The sequence below is a fragment of the Piscinibacter sp. genome (assembly GCF_047600445.1).
Taxonomy (GTDB): domain Bacteria; phylum Pseudomonadota; class Gammaproteobacteria; order Burkholderiales; family Burkholderiaceae_C; genus Piscinibacter.
Genome location: NZ_JASGKT010000001.1, coordinates 1 through 16,414, shown reverse-complemented (window position 1 = coordinate 16,414; position 16,414 = coordinate 1). Strand labels below are relative to the sequence as shown.

13 protein-coding genes and 4 tRNA genes are annotated in these 16,414 nt (G+C 66.7%); 16 read left to right on the top strand and 1 reads right to left on the bottom strand.

Annotation, left to right across the window (positions count from 1 at the left end; genetic code table 11):
• Positions 1–16 precede the first annotated feature (16 nt).
• From QM792_RS00085 to rpoC, 13 genes are all read left to right on the top strand, one after another.
• Positions 17–102 (top strand) — tRNA-Tyr (locus QM792_RS00085).
• Positions 103–134: 32 nt separating this feature from the next.
• Positions 135–208: transfer RNA gene (locus QM792_RS00080), tRNA-Gly, on the top strand.
• Positions 209–273: 65 nt separating this feature from the next.
• Positions 274–348, top strand: a tRNA-Thr gene (locus QM792_RS00075).
• Positions 349–387: 39 nt separating this feature from the next.
• Positions 388–1,578, top strand: a complete 1,191-nt coding sequence (gene tuf / locus QM792_RS00070) for an elongation factor Tu (RefSeq protein WP_415147131.1) — start codon at positions 388–390, stop codon at positions 1,576–1,578.
• Positions 1,579–1,591: 13 nt separating this feature from the next.
• A tRNA-Trp gene (locus QM792_RS00065) sits at positions 1,592–1,667 on the top strand.
• 143 nt (positions 1,668–1,810) lie between these two features.
• The gene (secE, locus tag QM792_RS00060) at positions 1,811–2,194 is read left to right on the top strand and encodes a preprotein translocase subunit SecE (RefSeq protein WP_415147130.1); all 384 of its coding nucleotides are present in this window, start codon (positions 1,811–1,813) and stop codon (positions 2,192–2,194) included.
• A 13-nt stretch (positions 2,195–2,207) separates the two neighbouring features.
• A complete protein-coding gene (gene nusG, locus QM792_RS00055; protein WP_415147129.1) occupies positions 2,208–2,795 on the top strand; it encodes a transcription termination/antitermination protein NusG in 588 nt (195 codons plus the stop codon).
• A 120-nt stretch (positions 2,796–2,915) separates the two neighbouring features.
• Positions 2,916–3,347 (top strand): 50S ribosomal protein L11, encoded by a 432-nt coding sequence (gene rplK, locus QM792_RS00050; protein WP_415147128.1) that lies wholly within the window; start codon positions 2,916–2,918, stop codon positions 3,345–3,347.
• Between the two features lies 1 nt (position 3,348).
• On the top strand, positions 3,349–4,059 hold the full coding sequence (gene rplA / locus QM792_RS00045; RefSeq protein ID WP_415147127.1) for a 50S ribosomal protein L1: 711 nt from the start codon (positions 3,349–3,351) through the stop codon (positions 4,057–4,059).
• A gap of 206 nt (positions 4,060–4,265) precedes the next feature.
• Positions 4,266–4,796: a 50S ribosomal protein L10 gene (gene rplJ / locus QM792_RS00040; protein ID WP_415147126.1), complete on the top strand. Its 531-nt coding sequence runs from the start codon at positions 4,266–4,268 to the stop codon at positions 4,794–4,796.
• A 52-nt stretch (positions 4,797–4,848) separates the two neighbouring features.
• Positions 4,849–5,226 (top strand): 50S ribosomal protein L7/L12, encoded by a 378-nt coding sequence (gene rplL, locus QM792_RS00035; RefSeq protein ID WP_415147125.1) that lies wholly within the window; start codon positions 4,849–4,851, stop codon positions 5,224–5,226.
• Between the two features lie 252 nt (positions 5,227–5,478).
• Positions 5,479–9,603: a DNA-directed RNA polymerase subunit beta gene (gene rpoB / locus QM792_RS00030; RefSeq protein WP_415147124.1), complete on the top strand. Its 4,125-nt coding sequence runs from the start codon at positions 5,479–5,481 to the stop codon at positions 9,601–9,603.
• Between the two features lie 18 nt (positions 9,604–9,621).
• Positions 9,622–13,851, top strand: coding sequence for a DNA-directed RNA polymerase subunit beta' (gene rpoC, locus QM792_RS00025; RefSeq protein ID WP_415147123.1), 4,230 nt, complete (start codon positions 9,622–9,624; stop codon positions 13,849–13,851).
• A gap of 68 nt (positions 13,852–13,919) precedes the next feature.
• On the opposite strand, the gene QM792_RS00020 is transcribed toward rpoC, so the two are convergent.
• A complete protein-coding gene (locus QM792_RS00020) occupies positions 13,920–14,324 on the bottom strand; it encodes a putative toxin-antitoxin system toxin component, PIN family (RefSeq protein ID WP_415147122.1) in 405 nt (134 codons plus the stop codon).
• 150 nt (positions 14,325–14,474) lie between these two features.
• On the opposite strand from QM792_RS00020, the gene rpsL reads away from it, so the two are divergent.
• The 3 genes from rpsL to QM792_RS00005 all read left to right on the top strand — a co-directional run.
• Positions 14,475–14,852 (top strand): 30S ribosomal protein S12, encoded by a 378-nt coding sequence (gene rpsL, locus QM792_RS00015; RefSeq protein ID WP_293433541.1) that lies wholly within the window; start codon positions 14,475–14,477, stop codon positions 14,850–14,852.
• 131 nt (positions 14,853–14,983) lie between these two features.
• The gene (gene rpsG / locus QM792_RS00010; RefSeq protein ID WP_415147121.1) at positions 14,984–15,454 is read left to right on the top strand and encodes a 30S ribosomal protein S7; all 471 of its coding nucleotides are present in this window, start codon (positions 14,984–14,986) and stop codon (positions 15,452–15,454) included.
• 87 nt (positions 15,455–15,541) lie between these two features.
• The coding region (locus tag QM792_RS00005; protein WP_415147120.1) for a GTP-binding protein at positions 15,542–16,414 on the top strand (873 nt) is incomplete at its 3' end.

Genomic DNA, 16,414 nt, shown 5'->3' with positions numbered 1-16,414 from the left:
GTCGCGGGCTCTGCGTGGAGGGGTGCCCGAGTGGCTAAAGGGGGCAGACTGTAAATCTGTTGGCTTACGCCTACGCTGGTTCGAATCCAGCCTCCTCCACCACCAGAAACAAGCGATAGAAGCAGTGCTCCCGGGCGGGAGTAGTTCAATGGTAGAACCCCAGCCTTCCAAGCTGATGACGCGGGTTCGATTCCCGTCTCCCGCTCCACGTCGCCAGAGGCTTGGTATCCCCTCCCGGAGCCAGGCCTGTGTCGACGGTCAGTTCGTTGATCGGCCCATGTGGCTCAGTGGTAGAGCACTCCCTTGGTAAGGGAGAGGTCGCGCGTTCGATCCGCGCCATGGGCACCAAAGGTTTGAACTTCACTCTCGTGTTCGAGGAGCGAAAAGATGGCAAAAGGCAAATTTGAGCGGACCAAGCCGCACGTGAACGTTGGGACGATCGGTCACGTGGACCATGGGAAGACGACGCTGACGGCGGCGATCACGACGATCCTGGCGCAGAAGTTCGGAGGCGAGGCCAAGGCCTACGACCAGATCGACGCGGCGCCGGAGGAGAAGGCACGCGGCATCACCATCAACACCGCGCACGTCGAATACGAGACCGCCAACCGCCACTACGCGCACGTCGACTGTCCCGGGCACGCCGACTACGTGAAGAACATGATCACCGGCGCGGCGCAGATGGACGGCGCCATCCTGGTCGTGTCGGCCGCGGACGGCCCGATGCCCCAGACCCGAGAGCACATCCTGCTGGCGCGGCAGGTCGGCGTGCCGTACATCATCGTCTTCATGAACAAGTGCGACATGGTCGACGACGCCGAACTGCTCGAACTCGTCGAAATGGAAGTGCGCGAACTGCTCAGCAAGTACGACTTCCCCGGCGACGACACCCCCATCATCAAAGGCTCGGCCAAACTCGCCATGGAAGGCGACAAGGGCGAACTCGGCGAAGGCGCCATCCTCAAGCTCGCCGAAGCGCTGGACGCCTACATCCCCACGCCCGAGCGCGCCGTCGACGGCGCCTTCCTGATGCCCGTCGAAGACGTCTTCAGCATCAGCGGCCGCGGCACCGTGGTGACCGGCCGTGTCGAGCGCGGCATCGTCAAGGTCGGCGAAGAAATCGAGATCGTCGGCATCCGCGCCACCCAGAAGACCACCTGCACCGGCGTCGAGATGTTCCGCAAGCTGCTCGACCAGGGCCAGGCCGGAGACAACGTCGGCATCCTGCTGCGCGGCACCAAGCGCGAGGATGTGGAGCGCGGCCAGGTGCTGTGCAAGCCCGGCAGCATCAAGCCGCACACCCACTTCAGCGCCGAGGTGTACGTGCTGAGCAAGGAAGAAGGCGGGCGCCACACCCCGTTCTTCAACAACTACCGGCCGCAGTTCTACTTCCGCACGACGGACGTGACCGGGGCGGTGGAGCTGCCCAAGGACAAGGAGATGGTGATGCCCGGCGACAACGTCAGCATCACGGTCAAGCTGATCGCGCCGATCGCGATGGAAGAAGGCCTGCGCTTCGCCATCCGCGAGGGCGGCCGCACCGTCGGTGCCGGCGTCGTGGCAAAGATCATCGAGTAAGGAGCAAGGCGAGAGGGGCATAGCTCAATTGGCAGAGCGCCGGTCTCCAAAACCGGAGGTTGGGGGTTCGAGACCCTCTGCCCCTGCCAGAACGAGGCCCTGACGGGCCGCACCGGCTGGCCGCAGCAGCCCGCGAGGCGACGAAAAGTCCCTCCCGGGCTTTGCTGCTCCAAGGCAGGCCCGCTTGACCGATGGCATTGGCCCGCTCACGAAGCTCACCCAGGCGAATCACATGGCGAATCCCGAAGTCCAAACCGTTTCCACCGGCGCCGACAAGGCCAAGCTGGCCGTCGCCGGCGTGCTGGTCATCGGCGCGGTGGCGGCGTTCTACGCGCTGGGCGCGCAGGATCTGTGGGTCCGCGTGCTGGCGCTGCTGGCGCTGCTGGCCGCGGCCATCGGCGTGTTCTTCACCGCCGAGGCCGGCCGTCAGCTCGCCGCCTACGGACAGGACTCGATCAAGGAGACCCGCAAGGTCGTCTGGCCGACCCGCAAGGAGGCCATCCAGATGACCGGCTACGTGTTCGCCTTCGTGTTCGTGATGGCGCTGTTCCTGTGGCTGACCGACAAGACGCTCGAGTGGGCGCTGTACGACCTGATCCTGGGCTGGAAGCGTTGAGGACGACCGAGCGATGAGCACCGAGCAAGCAACCCAGAGCGTCACCCCCGAGACCGTCGCGCCGGCCACCAACAAGCGCTGGTACGTGGTGCACGCCTACTCCGGCATGGAGAAGGCGGTCGAGCGCAACCTGCGCGAGCGCATCGACCGCTCCGGCCTGCAGGACAAGTTCGGCCGCATCCTGGTGCCGATGGAAGAAGTCGTCGAGCTGAAGAACGGCAAGAAGTCCGTCACCGAGCGCCGCTTCTTCCCCGGCTACGTGCTGGTCGAGATGGAGATGGCCGACGAGACCTGGCACCTCGTCAAGCACACCAGCAAGGTCACCGGCTTCGTCGGCGGCGCGAAGAACCGCCCGGCGCCGATCTCCGAGGCCGAGGTGCTGAAGATCGTCCACCAGATGCAGGAAGGCGTGGAGAAGCCGCGCCCCAAGGTGGAGTGGTCGGTCGGCGAGCTGGTGCGCGTCAAGGAAGGCCCGTTCACCGATTTCAACGGCGCGATCGAGGACGTCAACTACGACAAGTCCAAGGTGCGCGTGTCGGTCACCATCTTCGGCCGCGCCACGCCGGTCGAGCTGGATTTCTCGCAGGTCGAAAAAGTCTGAGTTTTCCCGGGCGCGCCCCGCCCCGACCCCGGGGCGCGCCGTCGACAGCAGGGTCGTTTTGGAACGAGGAGCCGAAGCCGCGCGTGCGGTGAAGGCGCTTGAACTCGACAGGAGCCATTCATGGCAAAGAAGATCGTCGGCTTCATCAAGCTGCAGATCCCGGCGGGCAAGGCCAACCCCTCGCCGCCGATCGGCCCCGCGCTGGGTCAGCGCGGCCTGAACATCATGGAGTTCTGCAAGGCGTTCAACGCGCAGACCCAGGGGCTGGAGCCGGGCCTCGTGCTGCCGGTGGTGATCACCGCCTTCGCGGACAAGTCGTTCACCTTCATCCTCAAGACGCCGCCGGCCACCGTGCTGATCAAGAAGGCGGCCAAGGTCGACAAGGGTTCGCAGAAGCCGCACGTCGACAAGGTCGGCAAGCTGACGCGCGCCCAGGTCGAGGAAATCGCCAAGACCAAGATGAAGGACCTGACCGCCGCCGACCTCGACGCCGCGGTCCGCACGATCGCCGGCTCGGCCCGCTCGATGGGCATCACCGTGGAGGGTGTCTGACATGGCCAAGCTGACCAAGCGCCAGAAAGCCCTCGAGGGCAAGGTCGAGACCACCAAGCTGTACCCGCTGGACAGCGCGCTGGCCATCGTCAAGGAATGCGCCACCGCCAAGTTCGACGAGGCCATCGACGTCGCGGTGCAGCTCGGCGTCGACGCCAAGAAGTCCGACCAGGTCGTGCGCGGCGCCGTGGTGCTGCCCAACGGTACCGGCAAGACCAAGCGCGTCGCGGTGTTCGCGCAAGGGGCCAAGGCCGAGGAAGCCAAGGCCGCCGGCGCCGACATCGTCGGCATGGACGACCTGGCCGCCGAGATCAAGGCCGGCAAGATGGACTTCGACATCGTGATCGCCTCGCCCGACACCATGCGCATCGTCGGCACGCTCGGCCAGGTGCTGGGCCCGCGCGGCCTGATGCCGAACCCGAAGGTCGGCACCGTCACGCCCGACGTCGCCACCGCGGTGAAGAACGCCAAGGCCGGCCAGGTGCAGTTCCGCGTCGACAAGGCCGGCATCGTGCACGCCACGATCGGCCGCCGCTCGTTCGATGCCGACAAGCTCGGCGACAACCTGCGCGCGCTGATCGAGGCGCTGAACAAGGCCAAGCCGGCGTCGAGCAAGGGCATCTACCTGCGCAAGGTGGCGGTGTCGTCGACCATGGGCGTGGGCGCGCGCGTCGACGTCGCGACGATCAACGCCGCGCCGGTGCAGGCGTAGCAACAGAGTTTGGTGGGCTGCGCGCCTCGCAAGGGACGCGCAGGCCATCGAAGACCGCTGGTGCGGAGTCCAACTCCTCCGCTTAATGGCCAGCGCAGATGGCGGTCCCGCCGTGATGGATTCGGTTCCAGAAGCGGTAGGTCGCTGAAACCCGGTGTGCGGGGAGGTCGCGAGACCGAACCGCACGTGTTAGTGAGGAGCAGACCTTGAGTCTCAACCGCAACGAGAAAGCAGCCGTTGTCTCGGACGTCGCCGCGCAGGCGGCCCGTTCGCAGACGCTCGCGCTGGCCGAGTACCGTGGCCTCACCGTGGAACACCTCAACGTGCTGCGCAAGCAGGCGCGCGACAAGGGCGTTTATCTTCACGTGCTGAAGAACTCCCTGGCTCGCCGCGCCGTGCAGGGCACGCCGTTCGAGGTGGCCTCGGAGGCGATGGTCGGTCCGCTGATCTACGGCTTTTCCGAAGACGCCGTTGCCGCGGCGAAAGTCATCGCCGACTTCGCCAAGGGCAACGACAAGCTGATCGTCAAGGCCGGCGCCTATGCCGGCCGCGCGCTCGACGCCGATGGCGTGAAGGCGCTGGCGTCCGTGCCGAGCAAGGAAGTCCTGCTCAGCCAGATCGCCGGCCTGCTGATGTCGCCGGTGCAGCGCATGGCCGCCGTGGTGGCCGCGCTGGCCGAGAAGCGCGGCGGCGGTGCCGCCGAGCCGGCGGCCGCCGAAGCGCCCGTGGCCGCCTGAAGACGACGATCCTTTTTTTGAACCGAATCCAACTGATATCTAGGAGCCCCAAATGGCTTTCGACAAAGACGCATTCCTGACCGCCCTCGACAGCATGTCGGTGATGGAACTCAACGACCTGGTCAAGGCGATCGAAGAGAAGTTCGGCGTGTCCGCCGCCTCGATGGCCGCGCCGGCCGCCGCGGGTGGTGGCGGCGCCGCCGCCGCGGTGGAAGAGAAGACCGAATTCAACGTCGTGCTGCTCGAAGCCGGCGCCAACAAGGTGTCGGTCATCAAGGCCGTGCGCGAACTGACCGGCCTGGGCCTGAAGGAAGCCAAGGACCTGGTCGACGGCGCGCCCAAGCCCGTCAAGGAAGCCATCGCCAAGGCCGACGCGGAAGCCGCCGTGAAGAAGCTGGTGGAAGCCGGCGCGAAAGCGGAATTGAAGTAAGGCAGTCGCTCTTGCGGCGCCTCGCGGCGCTGCGAGAGCACTTCCGAGCATGGCGCGCTGTGCTCGGAAGTGTTCTCTGATCCGACTGCAGAGAACGGGTTTGGTCGGACTCCGGTGCAACGCCGGGGTTGTCCGCCAGCGGCAGGTAGTGGCCTGCCACCAAGCTTCGAACGCAAGCTTCGATGACAGTCGCCGACGGAATCGCCCGCCACGGCCGGGTGGGCGTTCCTGAGACGGAGTGAGAAATCACCTATGGCGCAGCAAACCACCCCCTACAGCTACACCGAGCGCAAGCGCATCCGCAAGAGCTTCGGCAAGCGAGAAGCCGTCCTGAACGTCCCCTACCTGCTGACGATGCAGAAGGACTCGTACGTCGCCTTCCTGCAGAAGGACGTGCCGCCCGCCAAACGCAAGCCCGAGGGGCTGCAGGCCGCTTTCCTGTCCGCGTTCCCGATCGTCTCGCACAACGGGTTCGTCGAGATGAAGTTCATCGAGTTCAACATGGCCAAGCCCGCGTTCGACACGCGGGAGTGCCAGCAGCGCGGCCTGACCTACGCCGCCGCGGTGCGCGCCAAGCTGCAGATGATCATCTACGACCGTGAATCGCCGCAGGCGAAGACCGTCAAGGAGATCAAGGAGCAGGAGGTCTACATGGGCGAAGTGCCGCTCATGACCGACTACGGCTCGTTCATCATCAACGGCACCGAGCGTGTCATCGTCTCGCAACTGCACCGCTCGCCGGGCGTGTTCTTCGAGCACGACAAGGGCAAGACGCACAGCTCGGGCAAGCTGCTGTTCAGCGCGCGCATCATCCCCTACCGCGGCTCGTGGCTGGACTTCGAGTTCGACCCCAAGGACATCCTGTACTTCCGCGTCGACCGGCGCCGCAAGATGCCGGTGACCATCCTGCTCAAGGCGATCGGCCTGAACCCGGAAGCGATCCTGGCGCACTTCTTCGTCTTCGACAACTTCCGCCTGATGGATTCGGGCGCGCAGATGGAGTTCGTCGCCGACCGCATCCGCGGCGAGATCGCGCGCTTCGACATCACCGACAAGAACGGCAACGTGATCGTCGAGAAGGACAAGCGCATCACCGCGCGCCACGTGCGCCAGCTCGAGCAGACCGAGACGCAGTTCATCAGCGTGCCGGAAGACTTCCTGCTCGGCCGCGTGGTCGCGCGCAACGTGGTCGACGCCGACACCGGCGAGATCATCGCCAAGGCCAACGACGAGCTGACCGAGGCGCTGCTGAAGAAGCTGCGCGCCGCCGGCGTGAAGGAGATCCCGGCGATCTACACCAACGAGCTCGACGAAGGCGCCTACATCTCGCAGACGCTGGCGTCGGACGAAACCGCCGACCAGCTCGCCGCGCGCGTGGCCATCTACCGCATGATGCGCCCCGGCGAGCCGCCGACCGAAGACGCCGTCGAGGCGCTGTTCCACCGCCTGTTCTACTCGGCCGACACCTACGACCTGTCGCGCGTCGGCCGCATGAAGTTCAACGCCCGCGTCGGCCGCGACACGCCGGAAGGCGCGATGACGCTGTCCAACGAGGACATCCTCGACGTGGTGAAGATCCTCGTCGAGCTGCGCAACGGGCGCGGCCAGGTCGACGACATCGACCACCTCGGCAACCGCCGCGTGCGCTGCGTCGGCGAGCTCGCCGAGAACCAGTACCGCTCGGGCCTGGCGCGCATCGAGAAGGCCGTGAAGGAGCGTCTGGGCCAGGCCGAGACCGAGGCGCTGATGCCGCACGACCTGATCAACTCCAAGCCGATCAGCGCGGCGCTCAAGGAGTTCTTCGGCGCGAGCCAGCTCTCGCAGTTCATGGACCAGACCAACCCGCTGTCCGAGATCACGCACAAGCGGCGCGTCTCGGCCCTCGGCCCGGGCGGCCTGACGCGCGAGCGCGCCGGCTTCGAGGTGCGCGACGTGCACGTCACGCACTACGGCCGCGTCTGCCCGATCGAGACGCCGGAAGGCCCGAACATCGGCCTGATCAACTCGCTGGCGCTGTACGCGCAGCTCAACGAGTACGGCTTCCTCGAGACGCCGTATCGCCGCGTCGCCGACGGCAAGGTCACCAACCAGATCGACTACCTCTCGGCCATCGAGGAAGGCAAGTACGTCATCGCGCAGGCCAACGCCACGCTCGACAAGGACGGCAAGCTGACCGACGAGCTGGTCTCGGCGCGCGACAACGGCGAATCCATCCTGACCTCGCCGGAGCGCATCCAGTACATGGACGTGGCGCCGACGCAGATCGTCTCGGTGGCCGCCTCGCTGGTGCCCTTCCTCGAGCACGACGACGCGAACCGCGCGCTGATGGGCGCCAACATGCAGCGCCAGGCGGTGCCGACGCTGCGCCCCGAGAAGGCGCTGGTGGGCACCGGCGTCGAGCGCGTGGCGGCGAAGGACTCCGGCACCGTGGTCGCGGCGCGCCGCGGCGGCGTGGTCGACTACGTCGACACCAACCGCATCGTCATCCGCGTCAACGACGCCGAGACGGTGGCCGGCGAGGTCGGCGTCGACATCTACAACCTGATCAAGTACCAGCGTTCCAACCAGAACACCAACATCCACCAGCGCCCGATCGTCAAGCGCGGCGACAAGGTGGCGGCCGAGGACATCATCGCCGACGGCGCCTCCACCGACATCGGCGAGCTGGCGCTGGGCCAGAACATGCTGGTCGCGTTCATGCCCTGGAACGGCTACAACTTCGAGGACTCGATCCTGATCTCGGAGCGCGTGGTCGCCGACGACCGCTACACCTCGATCCACATCGAGGAGCTGGTGGTGATGGCGCGCGACACCAAGCTGGGCGCCGAGGAAATCACCCGCGATATTCCCAACCTGAGCGAGCAGCAGCTCGCGCGGCTCGACGAGTCGGGCATCGTCTACGTCGGCGCCGAGGTCGGCCCCGGCGACACGCTGGTCGGCAAGGTCACGCCCAAGGGCGAGACCACGCTGACGCCGGAAGAGAAGCTGCTGCGCGCGATCTTCGGCGAGAAGGCCTCCGACGTGAAGGACACCTCGCTGCGCGTCGACCAGGGCACCAGCGGCACCGTGATCGACGTGCAGGTGTTCACCCGCGAGGGCATCCAGCGCGACAAGCGCGCCCAGCAGATCATCGACGACGAGCTCAAGCGCTACCGCCTCGACCTGAACGACCAGCTCCGCATCGTCGAGGCCGACGCCTTCGACCGCATCGAGAAGCTGCTGGCCGGCAAGGTCGCCAACGGCGGCCCGCAGAAGATCGCCAAGGGCACGACGATCGACAAGGCCTACCTCGCCTCGGTCGAGAAGTACCACTGGTTCGACATCCGCCCGGCCGACGACGACGTGGCCAACCAGCTCGAGTCGATCAAGAACTCGCTCGACCAGACGCGCCACAGCTTCGACCTCGCCTTCGAGGAGAAGCGCAAGAAGCTGACGCAGGGCGACGAGCTGCCCGCCGGCGTGCTGAAGATGGTGAAGGTCTACCTCGCCGTCAAGCGCCGCCTGCAGCCCGGCGACAAGATGGCCGGCCGCCACGGCAACAAGGGCGTGGTCTCCAAGATCGTTCCGGTCGAGGACATGCCCTACATGGCCGACGGCACGCCGTGCGACATCGTGCTCAACCCGCTGGGCGTGCCTTCGCGCATGAACGTCGGCCAGGTGCTCGAAGTGCACCTCGGCTGGGCCGGCAAGGGCATCGGCCAGCGCATCGGCGACCTGCTGCAGCAGCAGGCCCGCGTGGCCGAGCTGCGCAAGTTCCTCGACGAGCTGTACAACAAGTCGGGCGGCAAGACCGAATCGCTCGACGGCCTGAGCGACGCCGAGGTGCTGGAGATGGCCGGCAACCTCGCCAAGGGCGTGCCCTTCGCGACGCCGGTGTTCGACGGCGCCGCCGAGAGCGAGATCCGCGCGATGCTCAAGCTCGCCTACCCGGACGACATCGCGAAGGCCAAGGGCCTGACCGAGACGCGCACGCAGGCCACGCTGCACGACGGCCGCACCGGCGAGGCCTTCGAGCGCCCCGTCACGGTGGGCTACATGCACGTGCTGAAGCTGCACCACCTGGTGGACGACAAGATGCACGCGCGCTCCACCGGCCCGTACAGCCTGGTGACGCAGCAGCCGCTGGGCGGCAAGGCGCAGTTCGGCGGCCAGCGCTTCGGCGAGATGGAAGTGTGGGCGCTGGAGGCCTACGGCGCCTCGTACATCCTGCAGGAGATGCTGACCGTCAAGTCGGACGACGTGAACGGCCGCACCAAGGTGTACGAGAACATCGTCAAGGGCGAGCACTCGATCGAGGCCGGCATGCCGGAGTCGTTCAACGTGCTGGTCAAGGAAATCCGTTCGCTCGGCATCGACATCGAGCTCGAGCGCAACTAAGCAGGAAGGAAACAGAACATGAAGGGTTTGCTTGATCTGTTCCGCCAGTTCACGCCCGATGAGCATTTCGATGCCATCAAGATCGGACTGGCCTCCCCCGAGAAAATTCGCTCCTGGTCGTTCGGCGAGGTGAAGAAGCCGGAGACCATCAACTACCGCACCTTCAAGCCGGAGCGCGACGGCCTGTTCTGCGCCAAGATCTTCGGCCCGATCAAGGACTACGAGTGCCTGTGCGGTAAGTACAAGCGCCTGAAGCACCGCGGCGTGATCTGCGAGAAGTGCGGCGTCGAGGTCACGCAGACCAAGGTGCGCCGCGAGCGCATGGGCCACATCGACCTGGCCGCGCCGTGCGCGCACATCTGGTTCCTGAAGAGCCTGCCGAGCCGCCTCGGCCTGGTGCTCGACATGACGCTGCGCGACATCGAGCGCGTGCTGTACTTCGAGGCCTACGTGGTGGTCGACCCGGGCATGACGCCGCTGAAGAAGTTCAGCATCATGACCGAGGACGACTACGACGCGAAGCGCACCGAGTACGGTGACGAGTTCGTCGCGCTGATGGGCGCCGAGGGCGTCAAGAAGCTGCTCGAGGAGATCGACCTCGACGTCGAGATCGACAAGCTGCGCAACGACATGACCGGCAGCGAGCTGAAGGTCAAGAAGAACTCCAAGCGCCTGAAGGTGATGGAGGCCTTCAAGAAGTCGGGCATCAAGCCGGCCTGGATGGTGATGGAGGTGCTGCCGGTGCTGCCGCCGGACCTGCGCCCGCTGGTGCCGCTGGACGGCGGCCGCTTCGCCACCTCCGACCTGAACGACCTGTACCGCCGCGTCATCAACCGCAACAACCGCCTCGCGCGGCTGCTGGAGCTGAAGGCGCCCGAGATCATCGTGCGCAACGAGAAGCGCATGCTGCAGGAGGCGGTGGACTCGCTGCTCGACAACGGCCGCCGCGGCAAGGCGATGACCGGCGCGAACAAGCGCGCGCTGAAGTCGCTGGCCGACATGATCAAGGGCAAGAGCGGCCGCTTCCGCCAGAACCTGCTGGGCAAGCGCGTCGACTACTCGGGCCGCTCGGTCATCGTGGTCGGCCCGACGCTCAAGCTGCACCAGTGCGGCCTGCCGAAGCTGATGGCGCTGGAGCTGTTCAAGCCCTTCATCTTCAGCCGCCTGGAGGCGATGGGCATCGCCACCACGATCAAGGCGGCGAAGAAGGAAGTCGAGAGCGGCACGCCGGTGGTGTGGGACATCCTCGAAGAGGTGATCAAGGAGCACCCGGTGCTCTTGAACCGCGCGCCGACGCTGCACCGCCTGGGCATCCAGGCCTTCGAGCCGGTGCTGATCGAGGGCAAGGCGATCCAGCTGCACCCGCTGGTGTGCTCGGCCTTCAACGCCGACTTCGACGGCGACCAGATGGCCGTTCACGTGCCGCTGTCGATCGAGGCGCAGATGGAAGCCCGCACGCTGATGCTGGCGACCAACAACGTGCTGTTCCCGGCCAACGGCGAACCGTCGATCGTGCCCAGCCAGGACGTGGTGCTGGGCCTGTACTACGCCACCCGCGAGCGCATCAACGGCCGTGGCGAGGGCATCGTCTTCGCCGACATCGCCGAGGTGCAGCGCGCGCTGGACAACGGCCAGGTCGAGATCACCGCGAAGATCAGCGTGCGCCTGACCGAATGGGTGCGCGACAAGGACAGCGGCGAGTTCGTGCCCGAGACCAAGCTGGTCGACACCACCGTCGGCCGCGCGCTGCTGTCGGAGATCCTGCCCAAGGGCCTGCCGTTCTCCAACATCAACAAGGCGCTGAAGAAGAAGGAGATCTCCCGGCTCATCAACGCCTCGTTCCGCAAGTGCGGCCTGAAGGAGACCGTGGTCTTCGCCGACAAGCTGCTGCAGAACGGCTTCCGCCTGGCCACGCGCGCCGGCATCTCGATCGCCATCGACGACATGCTGGTGCCCAAGGAGAAGCACGGCCTGATCGAGCGCGCCGAGAAGGAGGTCAAGGAGATCGAGCAGCAGTACGTCTCGGGCCTGGTGACCGCCGGCGAGCGCTACAACAAGGTGGTCGACATCTGGGGCAAGACCGGCGACGAGGTGGGCAAGGTCATGATGGCCCAGCTCGCCAAGCAGAAGGTGGCCGACCGCAACGGCAAGGAAGTCGACCAGGAGTCGTTCAACTCCATCTACATGATGGCCGACTCCGGCGCGCGCGGCTCCGCGGCGCAGATCCGCCAGCTCGCCGGCATGCGCGGCCTGATGGCCAAGCCGGATGGCTCGATCATCGAGACGCCGATCACGGCGAACTTCCGTGAAGGCCTGAACGTCCTGCAGTACTTCATCTCGACCCACGGCGCCCGCAAGGGCCTGGCGGACACCGCGCTGAAGACCGCGAACTCCGGCTACCTGACGCGCCGCCTGGTCGACGTGACGCAGGACTTGGTGATCACCGAAGACGACTGCGGCACGCACAACGGCATGAACCAGCGCGCGCTGGTCGAGGGCGGCGAGGTGATCGAGTCGCTGCGCGACCGCATCCTCGGCCGCGTCACGGCCGTCGAGGTGCTGCACCCCGAGACGCAGGAAACGCTGGTGCCGCCCGGCACCATGCTCGACGAGGACACGCTCGACGCGCTCGAGGCGGCCGGCGTCGACGAGGTGAAGGTGCGCACCGCGCTGACCTGCGGCACGCGCTTCGGCCTGTGCGCCAAGTGCTACGGCCGCGACCTCGGCCGCGGCGGCGTGGTCAACCGCGGCGAGGCGATCGGCGTGATCGCGGCGCAGTCGATCGGCGAGCCGGGCACGCAGCTCACGATGCGCACCTTCCACATCGGCGGCGCGGCCTCGCGCGCGGCGGTGGCCTCCAGCGTCGACGCGAAGAGCGACGGCATCATCGGCTTCAACGCCACGATGCGCTACGTCACCAACGGCAAGGGCGAACTGGTGGTGATCTCGCGCTCCGGCGAGATCGTCATCACCGACCCGCATGGCCGCGAGCGCGAGCGCCACAAGGTGCCCTACGGCGCGCTGCTGTCGGTCAAGGCCGACCAGCCGATCAAGGCCGGCACCGTGCTGGCGAACTGGGATCCGCTGACGCGCCCGATCATCACCGAGTTCGCCGGCAAGGCGAAGTTCGAGAACGTCGAGGAAGGCGTCACCGTCGCCAAGCAGGTCGACGAGGTCACCGGCCTGTCGACGCTGGTGGTGATCGACCCGAAGCGCCGCGGCGCCGCCAAGGTGGTGCGCCCGCAGGTCAAGCTGCTGGACGCCGGCGGCAACGAGGTGAAGATCCCCGGCACCGACCACTCGGTGACGATCGGCTTCCAGGTCGGCTCGCTGATCCAGATCCGCGACGGCCAGGATCTCGCCCCGGGCGAGGTGCTGGCGCGCATCCCGGTCGAGGGCCAGAAGACCCGCGACATCACCGGCGGCCTGCCGCGCGTGGCCGAGCTGTTCGAGGCGCGTTCGCCCAAGGACAAGGGCACGCTGGCCGAGATCACCGGCACGGTGTCGTTCGGCAAGGAGACCAAGGGCAAGGTGCGCCTGCAGATCACCGACCCGGACGGCAAGGTCTACGAGGAGCTGGTGCCCAAGGAGAAGAACATCCTGGTGCACGAGGGCCAGGTGGTGAACAAGGGCGAGCTGATCGTCGACGGCCCGGCCGACCCGCAGGACATCCTGCGCCTGCTGGGCATCGAGGAACTGGCGCGCTACATCGTCGACGAGGTGCAGGACGTCTACCGCCTGCAGGGCGTGAAGATCAACGACAAGCACATCGAGGTGATCGTTCGCCAGATGCTGCGCCGCGTGCAGATCGTCGGCCCGGGCGACACCTCCTACATCGCCGGCGAGCAGGTCGAGCGCTCGGAGCTGCTGGACACCAACGACCGCATGCTCGCCGAGGGCAAGATGCCGGCCACGCACGCCGACGTGCTGCTGGGCATCACCAAGGCCTCGCTGTCCACCGACTCGTTCATCTCGGCGGCCTCGTTCCAGGAGACCACGCGCGTGCTGACCGAGGCCGCGATCATGGGCAAGCGCGACGAGCTGCGCGGGCTGAAGGAAAACGTCATCGTCGGCCGCCTGATCCCGGCGGGCACCGGCATGGCCTTCCACGAGGCGCGCAAGGTGAAGGAGGCGATGGACGACGCCGAGCGCCGCGCCATCGCGATGCAGGAGGCCGAGGAACTGGCCGCCGTGCAGATGGCGCAGGTCGATGCCGCCTCGGGCGGCGGCGAGCCGGCGGCCGAGTAGCAGGCGATTGCCGCGAGGCAACGAAAAAGGGGCGGCTTGGGGCCGCCCCTTTTTTCATCCCGCGGCGCTCAGGGGCGCCAGCCCGCCGGGCTGAGGATGCTCACGCCGTGCGCCCGCGCGCGGCCGGCCAGCTTCAGCACGGCGCGGTCGCGGCTCAGCAGCGTGCAGCGGCCGAGCTGCAGCGCGAGGTCGATGAACTTCTGGTCGTCGGGGTCGGTGCAGCGCAGCGGCGGCACGAGCGACGCCGGCTGCGGCTCGACGGGTTCCGCCCAGCGCTGCCACTGCGCCAGCACCGCGGCCGGGTCCGGAGACCAGGCTTCGATTACTTGATAAGTCAGCACTTGCTCCAGCTCCGAGCGCATCGCGGTCGTCGCGTGCCAGCGCCAGCCGCCGGCGGCCAGCGCAGCCTCCAGCGGCGTGGCCGACGGATCGCGGAAGACCAGCCAGTCGAGCACCACGTTGGTGTCGAGCACGAGGGCGGTCGGGGGCGCGGGTGTGGGGCTGGGCACGGGCTGCCTTGCGGGGGCGAGTGGGGCCGAATATAATCGCGGGCTTTTCGGAAGATTCTGCTGCGCACTTCGTCGGGCGGCTCAATCTGACTTCACACGGGAACAAGTCAAGCCATGCCAACCATCAACCAGCTCGTGCGCCAAGGCCGCCAGGTCGAGGTCACGAAGTCCAAGTCGCCTGCGATGCAGAACAGCCCGCAGCGCCGCGGTGTCTGCACGCGCGTCTACACGACGACGCCGAAGAAGCCGAACTCCGCGCTGCGCAAGGTCGCCAAGGTGCGCCTGACCAACGGTTTCGAGGTGATCTCGTACATCGGCGGCGAAGGCCACAACCTGCAGGAGCACAGCGTCGTGCTCGTGCGCGGCGGCCGCGTCAAGGATCTGCCGGGCGTGCGCTACCACATCGTGCGCGGCTCGCTGGACCTGCAAGGCGTCAAGGACCGCAAGCAGTCGCGCTCGAAGTACGGCGCCAAGCGGCCCAAGAAGGCCTGAGGCCGCGGCACAGCGGCCTCATCGCGAGGCCGGCCGCCGGGGCCGGCCATGTAAGTGAAAGGTCCGGATGGCCTTTCGCGGCGCGCGGCGCAAGCCGGCTCGCCAACTGAAGCAAACCAAGGAAGATTGAAATGCCACGTCGTCGCGAAGTACCCAAGCGCGAGATCCTGCCCGATCCGAAGTTCGGTTCGGTCGAACTCTCCAAGTTCATGAACGTGATCATGGAGTCGGGCAAGAAGGCCGTCGCCGAGCGCATCATCTACGGCGCGCTCGACCAGGTCGAGAAGAAGTCCGGCAAGGATCCGCTGGAGATCTTCAACGTCGCGCTGAACAACATCAAGCCGATGGTCGAAGTGAAGTCCCGCCGCGTCGGCGGCGCGAACTACCAGGTTCCCGTGGAAGTTCGCCCGGTGCGCCGGCAGGCGCTGGCGATGCGCTGGCTGAAGGAATCGGCGCGCAAGCGCGGCGAGAAGTCGATGGCCCAGCGCCTGGCCAACGAGTTGCTGGAGGCCGTCGAGGGCCGCGGCGGCGCGATGAAGAAGCGTGACGAAGTGCACCGCATGGCCGAAGCGAACAAGGCCTTCTCGCACTTCCGCTTCTGACCCCGGCTCCCCCGCCCGCAACGATCTCTCGGCCGCCTATCGGGTCAACCCTGACCCGCGGGCGGCCCAAGTATTTGGAGTGACATCATGGCCCGCAAGACCCCGATCGAGCGCTATCGGAACATCGGCATCTCGGCGCACATCGACGCCGGCAAGACCACGACCACCGAACGCATCCTCTACTACACCGGCGTGAACCACAAGATCGGCGAGGTGCACGACGGCGCGGCCACGATGGACTGGATGGAGCAGGAGCAGGAGCGCGGCATCACGATCACCTCGGCGGCCACCACCTGCTTCTGGAAGGGCATGGACCTGTCCTATCCGGAGCACCGCTTCAACATCATCGACACCCCGGGGCACGTCGACTTCACCATCGAGGTGGAGCGCTCGATGCGCGTGCTCGACGGCGCGTGCATGGTGTACTGCGCCGTGGGCGGCGTGCAGCCGCAGTCCGAGACCGTCTGGCGCCAGGCCAACAAGTACAAGGTGCCGCGCCTGGCCTTCGTCAACAAGATGGACCGCACCGGCGCCAACTTCTTCAAGGTCTACGACCAGATGAAGACGCGCCTGAAGGCCAACCCGGTGCCCATCGTCGTGCCGATCGGCGCGGAGGAGAACTTCGTCGGCGTCGTCGACCTGTTCAAGATGAAGGCCATCGTCTGGGACGAGGCCAGCCAGGGCATGAAGTTCGAGTACGGCCCGATCCCGGCCGAGCTCGAGGCCGACTGCAAGAAGTGGCGCGAGAACATGGTCGAGGCCGCGGCCGAGGCCAGCGAAGAGCTGATGAACAAGTATCTCGAAAGCGGCGAGCTGAGCGAGGAGGAGATCAAGCAGGGCATCCGCACCCGCACGATCGCCACCGAGATCCAGCCGATGCTGTGCGGCACTGCGTTCAAGAACAAGGGCGTGCAGCGCATGCTCGACGCCGTGATCGACTTCCTGCCCTCGCCGGTGGAC

Excerpts from the sequence above, each read along its gene's own strand:
- tuf (WP_415147131.1), top strand. The coding sequence starts at position 388 with ATGGCAAAAGGCAAATTTGAGCGGACCAAGCCGCACGTGAACGTTGGG.
- rpsG (WP_415147121.1), top strand. The coding sequence starts at position 14,984 with ATGCCACGTCGTCGCGAAGTACCCAAGCGCGAGATCCTGCCCGATCCG.
- secE (WP_415147130.1), top strand. The coding sequence starts at position 1,811 with ATGGCGAATCCCGAAGTCCAAACCGTTTCCACCGGCGCCGACAAGGCC.
- rplA (WP_415147127.1), top strand. The coding sequence starts at position 3,349 with ATGGCCAAGCTGACCAAGCGCCAGAAAGCCCTCGAGGGCAAGGTCGAG.
- rpsL (WP_293433541.1), top strand. The coding sequence starts at position 14,475 with ATGCCAACCATCAACCAGCTCGTGCGCCAAGGCCGCCAGGTCGAGGTC.
- rpoB (WP_415147124.1), top strand. The coding sequence starts at position 5,479 with ATGGCGCAGCAAACCACCCCCTACAGCTACACCGAGCGCAAGCGCATC.
- rplL (WP_415147125.1), top strand. The coding sequence starts at position 4,849 with ATGGCTTTCGACAAAGACGCATTCCTGACCGCCCTCGACAGCATGTCG.
- rpoC (WP_415147123.1), top strand. The coding sequence starts at position 9,622 with ATGAAGGGTTTGCTTGATCTGTTCCGCCAGTTCACGCCCGATGAGCAT.
- nusG (WP_415147129.1), top strand. The coding sequence starts at position 2,208 with ATGAGCACCGAGCAAGCAACCCAGAGCGTCACCCCCGAGACCGTCGCG.
- rplK (WP_415147128.1), top strand. The coding sequence starts at position 2,916 with ATGGCAAAGAAGATCGTCGGCTTCATCAAGCTGCAGATCCCGGCGGGC.